The organism is Longimicrobium sp., from assembly GCA_036389795.1.
Taxonomy (GTDB): Bacteria; Gemmatimonadota; Gemmatimonadetes; order Longimicrobiales; family Longimicrobiaceae; genus Longimicrobium.
In genome coordinates this window covers 1-9,070 of sequence record DASVWD010000152.1, presented here as the reverse complement: position 1 = coordinate 9,070, position 9,070 = coordinate 1, and the positions used below count along the sequence as shown (strand labels likewise).

General features: G+C 73.4%; 10 protein-coding genes. 7 read left to right on the top strand and 3 right to left on the bottom strand.

Annotated features, from left to right (window positions below; all coding sequences use genetic code 11):
- Window positions 1-277 precede the first annotated feature (277 nt).
- Window positions 278-1,240 carry a UDP-N-acetylmuramate dehydrogenase gene (gene murB, locus VF746_20750; GenBank protein ID HEX8694869.1) on the top strand — a complete coding sequence of 321 codons (963 nt, stop codon included), beginning with the start codon at window positions 278-280 and terminating at the stop codon, window positions 1,238-1,240.
- A gap of 252 nt (window positions 1,241-1,492) precedes the next feature.
- On the opposite strand, the gene VF746_20745 is transcribed toward murB, so the two are convergent.
- Entirely contained in the window at window positions 1,493-1,711 is a 219-nt protein-coding gene (locus tag VF746_20745) for a cold-shock protein (GenBank protein ID HEX8694868.1), read from the bottom strand.
- Window positions 1,712-2,153: 442 nt separating this feature from the next.
- Window positions 2,154-2,516 (bottom strand): hypothetical protein, encoded by a 363-nt coding sequence (locus tag VF746_20740; GenBank protein HEX8694867.1) that lies wholly within the window; start codon window positions 2,514-2,516, stop codon window positions 2,154-2,156.
- A 95-nt stretch (window positions 2,517-2,611) separates the two neighbouring features.
- Here VF746_20740 and VF746_20735 point away from each other — a divergent pair, with 95 nt between their 5' ends.
- Window positions 2,612-3,082 (top strand): helix-turn-helix transcriptional regulator, encoded by a 471-nt coding sequence (locus VF746_20735; GenBank protein ID HEX8694866.1) that lies wholly within the window; start codon window positions 2,612-2,614, stop codon window positions 3,080-3,082.
- Between the two features lie 158 nt (window positions 3,083-3,240).
- On the opposite strand, the gene VF746_20730 is transcribed toward VF746_20735, so the two are convergent.
- Window positions 3,241-3,657, bottom strand: coding sequence for a hypothetical protein (locus VF746_20730; protein ID HEX8694865.1), 417 nt, complete (start codon window positions 3,655-3,657; stop codon window positions 3,241-3,243).
- Window positions 3,658-4,431: 774 nt separating this feature from the next.
- On the opposite strand from VF746_20730, the gene VF746_20725 reads away from it, so the two are divergent.
- From VF746_20725 to VF746_20705, 5 genes are all read left to right on the top strand, one after another.
- On the top strand, window positions 4,432-4,977 hold the full coding sequence (locus VF746_20725) for a hypothetical protein (GenBank protein ID HEX8694864.1): 546 nt from the start codon (window positions 4,432-4,434) through the stop codon (window positions 4,975-4,977).
- Between the two features lie 270 nt (window positions 4,978-5,247).
- Window positions 5,248-5,910 carry a glycogen-binding domain-containing protein gene (locus VF746_20720; GenBank protein ID HEX8694863.1) on the top strand — a complete coding sequence of 221 codons (663 nt, stop codon included), beginning with the start codon at window positions 5,248-5,250 and terminating at the stop codon, window positions 5,908-5,910.
- Window positions 5,907-7,013, top strand: coding sequence for a hypothetical protein (locus tag VF746_20715; protein ID HEX8694862.1), 1,107 nt, complete (start codon window positions 5,907-5,909; stop codon window positions 7,011-7,013). Before VF746_20720 ends, VF746_20715 begins: the two co-directional genes overlap by 4 nt.
- Window positions 7,014-7,106: 93 nt before the next feature.
- Complete coding sequence (locus tag VF746_20710) at window positions 7,107-7,748, top strand: hypothetical protein (protein ID HEX8694861.1); 642 nt, start codon at window positions 7,107-7,109, stop codon at window positions 7,746-7,748.
- A 165-nt stretch (window positions 7,749-7,913) separates the two neighbouring features.
- On the top strand, window positions 7,914-8,528 hold the full coding sequence (locus VF746_20705) for a NifU family protein (protein ID HEX8694860.1): 615 nt from the start codon (window positions 7,914-7,916) through the stop codon (window positions 8,526-8,528).
- Window positions 8,529-9,070: the final 542 nt, after the last annotated feature.

Here is a 9,070-nt window from a genome sequence, read left to right as displayed (position 1 = left end):
GCGTGAGGGATGCGCGCCCGACAGGGCCGGGACCGTGGCGGCCGGGCAGTTTCGGCCGACGCGGGCCCGGCGCCGTTGGGCACAGCGGTATCGTGCCCTACGGCGCGCGCAGCCCGGCCCGGAGCGCAGCGGAGGGACACGCCCGGAACGGCGGTGCGAGGTGCGAGGTGCGAGGTGCGAAGTGCTCGAGCGTGTCGGGTGAAGTCCGGCCGGGCACCGGGCTTGCGAACGCGCCGGGGGCGTCGCCGTGCGCCCGAACCGATCCCGCGAGAGATAGATGCCCCACGCGAACACCCTGGACCTGCCGATCGACGAGCTGAGCGCCCGGCTGGAGGCGGAGCGCATCGAGCGCGACGTGCCGCTGGCGCCGTACACCACTTTCAAGATCGGCGGCCCGGCGGACCTGCTCTACCGCGCCCGCACCCCCGGCGAGCTGGCCGGCGCGGTGCTGGCCGCGCGCGAGCTGGACGTGCCGTTCTTCCTGCTGGGCGTGGGGGCGAACATCCTGGTGGGCGACGGGGGCTTCCGCGGGCTGGTGATCCGCAACGAGGCGGAGGGGATCGAAGTTTTGGACGGCACCCGCGTGCGCGCGGGCTCGGGGGCGAAGGTGTTCCCGGACCTGATCCAGGCCACGGTGTCGCGCGGCTTGGGCGGGCTGCACCACTACGTGGGGATCCCCAGCACGGTGGGCGGGGCGATCTGGCAGAACCTGCACTTCCTGTCGCCGCCGCCCGAGCGCGAGCGGACGATGTTCGTGGAGGAGGTGGTGGAGGGCGCCACCATCCTGAGCGAGGAGGGCGAGGTGCGGGAGGTGGACCGCGCGTACTTCCGCTTCGGCTACGACTACAGCGTGCTGCACGACCGCCGCGACGTGGTGCTGGACGTGACCTTCCGCCTGGAGCCGCGCCCCGAGGAGGAGCTGCGCGAGGTGATCCGCGAGAACCTCAAGTGGCGCGACGACAAGCACCCCGACCTGTGGCTCTACCCGAGCGCCGGCTCGATCTTCCAGAAGCTGGAGGGGATCGGCGCCGGCCGTCTGATCGACCAGTGTGGGCTGAAGGGCTACGTCCATCCCAGCGGCCGCGCCCAGATCTTCCACAAGCACGCCAACATCATCGTGAACATCGGCGGCGCCAGGGCCGCCGACATTCGAGCGCTGATCGCCCTCGCGCAGGAGACGGTCAAACGGGAGCTCGGCCACGAGCTGAAGCCGGAGATCGGGTTCATCGGGGAGTTTTGAGGCTCCCGGCGGGTCTGTCTCGGGCGGCTGAAGCCGCGGCAACAACTGCAGGAAGCCTCCTGCGGAGGCTGCACGCGAGGTCCCGCTCCGTTCAGGGGGCATCGGCGCGGGTGCGGGCAGGGGCGAGGCTTCGGCCGGGGGAGCGAAGTTCAACGCACGCACTCACTTCCGCACTCACGCACTACAAAGCGAAGCGCCGCTCCGGGAACCCGGGCGGCGCTTTCGATTTGGCGTGGTGTGAGGGGGAAGCCGTCAGGCCGGGACGCCGACGCGCTGGACGTTCTCGGCGGCGGGGCCCTTGGCGCTGTCCACCAGGTCGAACTCCACCCGCTCGCCCTCGGCCAGGCTGCGGAAGCCGCTGCCCACGATCGCCGAGTAGTGGACGAAGCAGTCCTTGCCGCCTCCCTCGGGGGTGATGAAGCCGAAGCCCTTCGCGTCGTTGAACCACTTCACGGTGCCGGTGCTGCGCATGCGGATGCTCCAGGTCGTCGTTCTCTCGCGCGGGACTTCGGTCTGCCCCCCACGCATGGGCATTGCGATGCGTCCGGGCGCGGACGCGAAGTCGCCGGTCCGGCCGTGGAAGACCGGTAGCGTATGATGTGCGGAGGTCGCCGGCCGGGGAGTCTGCGATCCTGCGGGCGGGCGGAAGCGCCTCGGGCGTGCTGCGCCGATGGATGTGTGGGAACGCGCGGCAAAGTAATCCGGGACGCAGAAGGCGTCAAGCTTTTTCGCCGTCCCGTCCGCCGCGTTCCCGAACGCTCGCGCCGCGTCAACTTTGCGTTCCAGCTTCCCGTTCTCCCCCGGCCTGCAACGCTCGCTTTCCGCCGTTGCCCGCCGCCTCCCGGCCCGGTGCCGGGGGCGGGCCTTGCACGGGAGAGGTGGGGCCGGATACTCTCTCCGGACGCTCCGCGCGTCAGCTCGCGCGGAGGTAGGCGCTGGCGCAGATGTCGTAGATGGCGCCGCAGCCGCGCCGCTGGCACTGGTAGGTGCCCAGCCGGGTGCCGTCGTCGTGCCCGCGGAGCGCGCTGACCATGGCCGCGGTGATGCGTATGGCCGGCCGCGCCCCGCAGCGGGGGCAGGCGGCGGCGGGACGCAGCAGCCGCGCGGGCTCGGCCTCGTCGCCGCCCTCGGGGCGCGGCGGGAGCACCGGCCGCCGGATCACCCGGCGTACCGTGGGCGGGCGCGTTTCGCGCCCCGTGTCGGAGCCGCCCTGCATGCTCGCCCCCTTGCCTTCAGGTGCGGACTCCCGCTCGCGCGGGTGCCCGGGTGTAAACATTGACAGATTCTCACGGAGTGTTTAACAGTCTTAACGAATTTAACGCGACAGCCACTTTCGGTCAACCCGTTTTCGGCAATATTTCGGGAAGCGCCATGGCGACGATGAACGAACGGCGGGCGGTGGGCCACCGCATCCGCGCCCTGCGCGAGCGGATGGGGTGGGACCGCGAGGAGCTGGCCCGCCGGGTGGGGGTGCACGCGGGCTCGATCGCGCGCTGGGAGACGGGCGGCGCGGTGCCGCACGCGTACACGCTGGAGCGGATCGCGGAGCTGGGCGGCACCACGGGGGAGTGGCTGCGCACGGGGTCGGCCGCGTCGTCGCCGGCGCCGGGAGCCGCCGCGGCGGAGGGCGGCGCGAGAGGCGGGATGGAGCGGGAGGCGGAGGACCTGTTCGGGTCGTTCGACGCCATGGTGCGCTTCGTGGGCGGGATCGCCCCCGCGGGAGAGGAGCGGCTGCGCAAGCTGGACGCGCTGGAGGGGCTGCGCCGGATGCTCACCGCTCGCGGGGTGCTCCCGGGGTGGTGGTACGACCTGCGCGACCGGGTGGAGAGCGGCGAGCTGTGAGGCGCTTCGCGCGGGTGGCGTGAGTGCGAGCGCGGCGGCGGGCGGCCCTCGCCCGCCGCCGCACGAGCGGCAGCCTTCTCCCACTTTCCAAAGCACGGGAGAGGGTGAGCTCGACGGAGCGGGAGACGCGCCCCCCGCTCCGCGACCGCCGGCGCCGGCTACGGGCGGCGCCGGCTGGAGGGGGAGCCGCCGCGCACCTCGTCGACGCGGTCGAGCCACTTGCCGATGTGGTCCAGTGCCGTGGCCTGCGCGGCCTGCGCCTTCCCCACCGTCTCCAGCTTGTCGGTGATCCGCTCCAGTGGCTTTATCACCTGCTCCATCACGCGCTCCCACTGGAGCTTCTGCTCGGTCTCCACGGTCCCCAGCCGCTCCCTCACGTCGTCGACCGCCCTGCGCAGCTCGGCGTAGTGGGTGTCGAGGTTGTTCACCCGCTCCCCGAACCCGTTCAGGTCGGTCCGGGTGGCGAACGTCCTGCGCAGGCGCTCGACCAGCGCCAGGAGAAGCACGGTGCCCACCGCCCCGCCCCCCAGCAGGTGCGGCCACTCCACGGTGAAGATCGGACTGCCGAGGTCCATGTCGGGCCTCCTTCGGAAATGCCTGCCGGTGCCCCCGGAAGGCAGATGGTACAGTGCGCCGGTCCCGGTCCGGATCGGGACCGGCGGTTCGCGAGCGAAGACCGTCCGCCGCCGTCGGGCGATCGTCCACCGGCAGCTCCTCGCCGCCAGGCGGGCGCCGCTCTCGCTCTCCAGGTCGACCTCGCCACCCTCGCGCCCATCCTCCATGGCCGGCCCGTCGCCTTTCCGCTGCCCGTGCCCCGACGCTCGTCCTTCGTTGCACAGGGCATCGGAGGCGTGGATCGGCCCCTCCCGGCACGTCCAGTGTGCACGAAGGCCCCGGACCGGCGTCTCCGGTCAGGGGCCTTCTCTCGCGATCGGGCGAAGTTCGGATGTCTCGGTCGATCTCGTGAAAAAGAATAACCACATGTGTTTAAAAGGTCAAGAGTGTAATGCGGTCTGTTTAGTCCCTTGTGGATCGCATCCACGCCGGCGAGACGGGTTCGTCCAGGCACAGGTGCTCCTGGCGTAGGTGCAGATCGTGGACGCCGGAGAGCCGGGATGCGCACGACGGGGTAACGGCAATTACACCTTCTTGGGGTCGGATGCGGATCGGCAGCGCAGGTCGGAACGCGGCCCGCGAGTGGACGGGGAGGGCGGGGGCGGGAAACGCGGATGACGGCGAAGCCGCTGGGATTTTTCGTCGGGAAGAGTGGAACTTCGGTTTCTGTCCGGTGTCTTACGCCACAAAGATGCAGCGTCGCACGGTCTCCAGGCACGCGACAGGAGGGACCCATGGCGAGCGCGGACGATCGGGTGATCGAGGCCGCCGAGCGGCTGGTGCGCAGGGCGCGCGGCGCGGTCGCGGAGTACGCGGGCCCGTACTCGCCCGTGCGCACCGACCAGGTGGCGGCGCTGGTGGCGGCCGCCGGCGGGCACGTGGAGGTCTTCGCCTTCCGCTCCGGGACCGTGGCCATGACGCTCCCGCGCTGCAGGGGCGTCTACCCGATCCTGGTCAACCGCGCCGCCGAGCGCACCGACCGCTGGTTCGCGCTGCGGCACGAGGTGGCGCACGTGATGGCGGGCGACGCCGAGGCCGCGGTGTTCCTGCACGACGAGGGCTTCATGACGCACCCGGAGCGCACGGCCGACCTCTTCGCGCTGGCCGACCTGGTCCCCGGGTGGTGGATCGCCCAGCAGCGCCGCGGACGCGCTCCCTGGCGCGCCGTCGCCGCCGAGGTGGTCCTGGCCGTGACCGCCTACGCCGGCACCTGGCCTCCCGAGCGCCTGCGCGACCGCGCCGCCCTCCGCCTGCGCCTCTTCCGCGAGCGCGGCATCTGACGGCGGCCGCGCGTTCCTGCGTGTCCTTCGTGTGGCTCGGGCCGTTTTCCCCGGGGCTCTCTCCCGCGCGGCGGACCCGTGGCACGCGGGCAGCCATCCGGCTATCTTCAGAGTCCCTGGATTCGCGTGGCGCGGGCGCGCGCGGGCCGACGAGCCCCGCCGGGCCGGCGCAAGGCGAGACGGGAGAACGGATTGTGTGACGCGCGCGGCCCCTCGCTCGTCTGTGCGGGTGCCCTGAAGACCCGATCCCGCCCGCGCGGTGCTCCTGACATGACGAACCGGATCCATTCGTACCTCGACGGCGACCTCTCCCTCGACGCGCTCACCCCCGAAGAGCGCGCCGGGGCCGACCGGCTGCGCTCCGTGCTGGACGCCGCCGCCGGGCACCTGCGCGCCACCCCCGCGCCCGACCTCACCGCGCGCGTGATGGCGAGCATCCCGGCCGCGCCCGGGCGCCGGGAAGAGCGCCGCGAGTCGCCGGTGCGGGCGGCGCTCGCCTGGCTCTGGTCGCCGCGCCCGGTGCGCGTGGCCTTCCGCCCGGCGTACGGGGTGGCCTTCGCCGCGCTGGCCGCGCTCGCCGTCCGGCAGATCGGCGGCGATCCCGCGCCGCTGGGTCCCGTGCGGGGCGCCCCCGCCGTGGCCGCGGCGCCGCAGGCGGGGCCGCCGGTGTACGTGCAGTTCCGCCTGGAGTACCGGGGCGCCACGAGCGTCCGCGTGGCCGGCACCTTCACCGGGTGGAAGCCCACCGTGGAGCTGCGCGAGACCGCGCCCGGCGAGTGGACGGCGCTGGTGCCGCTGGAGCCCGGCGTGCACGACTACGCCTTCGTGGTCGACGGCGACCGCTGGGTGGCCGACCCGCACGCGCCGCAGGTGGACGACGACTTCGGCGGCACCAACAGCCGCATCTCTCTACCTCCCCTCGGCAGCACGTGACGCGCGGCAGCTTCCTTCCCCTTCTCGCAGTCGCAGCCCTGCTCGCGCCCGGCACCCTCCCCGCCCAGTGGACGGTGGACCTCGCCGCCGGGCGCGCCGTCCACGACCCCGTCTCCGCACGCGTCGGCAGCACCGTGGCCTCCGTTGGCGTGAGCTACGACGGCGGCCCGGCGCGCTGGCTCTACCTTTCCGCCGGCGCCCCGCTGGGCGACCCCGGCCCGGCCTGGGGCGCGGGCGGCGCGGGCGGCTGGGTGGGCGTCGAGCGCGGCGCCTTCACCGCGGGGATGCTCCTGGGCGCGCACCTCTTCGGCTACGGCGCGGCGGACAGCGCGGCCTCGGGCGGGGGCGCCACCCTGGAGGTGATCCCCACCGTCACCTGGGCCCGCGGGCCCGTGCGCGCCGAGCTCTCGGCCGGCTTCGTGGGCAACGCCGACGCGATGGGCGACTCCACCCGCAGCCGCGGCGTGCTGGACTCGGGGGCGCGGCTCGTCCTGGCGCCCGCCCCCGGCGTGGAGCTCTCGGCCGACGGGCGCTACCTGCGCGCCGACGGCGAGGACTGGCCGTTCGCCGGGGCCTCGGCCCGGGTGGAGCGCGGGGCGTGGAGCGCCTGGGGGTACGCGGGGCGGTGGCTGGGGCGCGACTCGCTGGACCCCAGCACCGCCTACGGCGCCGGCGCGGGGTACCGCCTGGACCGGAAGACGCGCGTGCAGGCCGGCTTCCGGCAGGAGCCCACCGACCCGGTGTACCTGAACGTGCCCCGCCGCTCCTGGAGCCTGCAGGTGAGCCGCGCGCTGGGCCGCGTGCGGGAGGGCGGACGGGCGGCGCCGCCCCCGCTCGCCCCCGCGGTGGCGGGCGGGGTGGCCACCTTCCGGCTCCCGGCGGCGGAGCACGCCGCCGCGCCCTCGCTGGTGGGCGACTTCACCGGGTGGCGCCCCGTGGCCATGACGCTCAGCGGCGGCCAGTGGACGGCCGCCGTTCCCCTGGGCCGCGGCGTCTGGCATTACGCCTTCCGCACGGCGAGCGGAGACGTGGTGGTGCCGCCGGGGGTGCCCACGGTGGACGACGGCTTCGGCGGGAAGTCGGCGGTGCTGCTGGTGCCGTGAGCGCCGTAGCGGATGTGACGCGCGCCGCGCCCTGCTCGTCAGGGAGGCGCACCCACCCACGGAGCAGTACTTAAGTTCGCTGGAGACACGACGATGAGACGCTACCTGCTCGCTGCCCTGCTCGCGCTGGCGCCGCTCTCGGCCGCCGGGGCGCAGGGCACCCCTGAGCAGAGGATCCAGGCGGCCCGGCGGCAGGCCGAGCAGTCGGGCATCCCCGTCTCGCTGCTGGACGGCAAGGTGGCCGAGGGCCGCGCCAAGGGCGTGCCCATGGACCGCATCGCCACGGCGGTGCAGCGCCGGCTGGAGTCGCTCGCCCGCGCCCGGGCGGCGATGACCAGCGCGGGCCGGGTGACGCTGAGCGCGGAAGACCTGTCGGTGGGCGCCGACGCGCTGGAGCAGGGCGTGGAGCCGCGGGCGCTCGGCCGGCTGGCGGCGGCCGCCCCCGGCGACCGGCGCGCCGTGGCCATCGCCGTGCTCACCCAGCTGGTCGCCGAGGGGATGGCTTCCGAGCGGGCGCTGGAGGCGGTGACCGCGGCGCTCGCCCGCGGTCCCGACGCGCTGCGCCAGCTCCCGGGCGAGGCGGCCGCCGCGGCCGCGCGGCGCGGCCCGCCCGACGTCCGCGGCCAGTCGGGCCAGGCGGGCGCGCGCGGCCAGGGGCGCGGGCAGGGCCAGGGCGGCCCCCCGGCCTCGGTCCCCGCTCCCAAGGGGCGGCCCGACCGCCCCGGCAAGCCCTGACCGGCCGAATCTCCTGCGAACCGCGCCGCCCGAAGCCGCTTCGGGCGGCGCGGTCGTTTCTGCGCCTGCGCGGGCGTGGTATCTTGCCGGCCCGGCGCAGAACGAAGCTCCCGCAGGGGGGTATTCGCCGCGTTGGAAGTTTTCGGAGCGAGGAAAAGGCTAAGGATGATCGAGCTCACCGACCGCGCGCGGGAGAAGATCCAGTCGCTGGTGGACGCCGAGGTGGTCCGCGACCCGGCGCTGCGCATCGCGGTGGCCGCCGGCGACGGGCCGAAGAGCCCCCTGGAGCGGCAGTACGCCATCTCGCTGGTGGAGCGCGAGGACAAGGAGAAGACGGAGATCGCCATCAACCTGGACGGCATCCGCGTGCTCCTGAACCTCGACACCTCCAACCTGCTGAGCGGCGCCACCATCGACTGGGCCGAGGAGGACGGCGGCTTCCGCGTGGAGACGCCGCGCCCGCGCCGGGCCGCGCCCCCGCCCGCCTTCGCGTCGGCGGACGGCCCCGGGCTCGACAGCCCCCTGGCCGAGCGGGTGCAGCAGGTGCTCGACGAGCTGATCAACCCGCGCATCGCCATGCACGGCGGCGCGGTGGAGCTGGTGGACGTGGCCGACGACGTGATCTACGTGCGCATGACGGGCGGCTGCCAGGGGTGCTCGGCCTCGGCGGCCACGCTGCGCATGGGAGTGGAGCGGATGGTGAAGGAGGAGATCCCCGAGGTGCAGGACGTCGTCGACCTCACCGACCACGAAGCGGGCGTGAACCCCTACTACTACTGAGCGGCGGATCGACGACGGACGAAGAAGAGCGGGACGACGGTGGCTGCCGTCGTCCCGCTTCTTGTTGGTCTCGTGCTGACTCCGAAAACGCTGTCATCCTGAGAGACTATTGACGAACCGCTCCTTTGGTGTTTCAGCACGCGAAATCAATCCCAAATCCGTGGCTGATTCCCTCTGCGGAGGCTCTGTAGACCACCCAGTAGGACCTCCGAGTGCGCCAAAGTGACGTTTCTCAAAAGTCTCTGAGGGCGCGCACACCGAAGTCGCATCTGCGCAAGAGTGTGTGCGCCCGAAGGATCTGCGGGTGGCGATCGCGCGGCAGCCGGCCTCACGCTCGGGCCCGACCCGCAGATCCTTCGCCGCCGCCGGGCTTTCGCTCATTTCCATGGTTCTGCGCGGCGGCTCCTGAATAGAAACTACGGAGCCGGGGTCGCGCTCTTCAGGCGGCCTTCCGCAGTTCCACCTTGTAGCCGAGCCTCTCCAGACGCCGCTGCAGGCGTCGCGCTACGCGCTCTCCACCCTGGGAGTCGAAGTAGTCCGGG

Coding starts and splice junctions, on each gene's coding strand:
- murB (HEX8694869.1), top strand. CDS start 278: ATGCCCCACGCGAACACCCTGGACCTGCCGATCGACGAGCTGAGCGCC.
- VF746_20745 (HEX8694868.1), bottom strand. CDS start 1,711: ATGCGCAGCACCGGCACCGTGAAGTGGTTCAACGACGCGAAGGGCTTC.
- VF746_20740 (HEX8694867.1), bottom strand. CDS start 2,516: ATGTTTACACCCGGGCACCCGCGCGAGCGGGAGTCCGCACCTGAAGGC.
- VF746_20735 (HEX8694866.1), top strand. CDS start 2,612: ATGGCGACGATGAACGAACGGCGGGCGGTGGGCCACCGCATCCGCGCC.
- VF746_20730 (HEX8694865.1), bottom strand. CDS start 3,657: ATGGACCTCGGCAGTCCGATCTTCACCGTGGAGTGGCCGCACCTGCTG.
- VF746_20725 (HEX8694864.1), top strand. CDS start 4,432: ATGGCGAGCGCGGACGATCGGGTGATCGAGGCCGCCGAGCGGCTGGTG.
- VF746_20720 (HEX8694863.1), top strand. CDS start 5,248: ATGACGAACCGGATCCATTCGTACCTCGACGGCGACCTCTCCCTCGAC.
- VF746_20710 (HEX8694861.1), top strand. CDS start 7,107: ATGAGACGCTACCTGCTCGCTGCCCTGCTCGCGCTGGCGCCGCTCTCG.
- VF746_20705 (HEX8694860.1), top strand. CDS start 7,914: ATGATCGAGCTCACCGACCGCGCGCGGGAGAAGATCCAGTCGCTGGTG.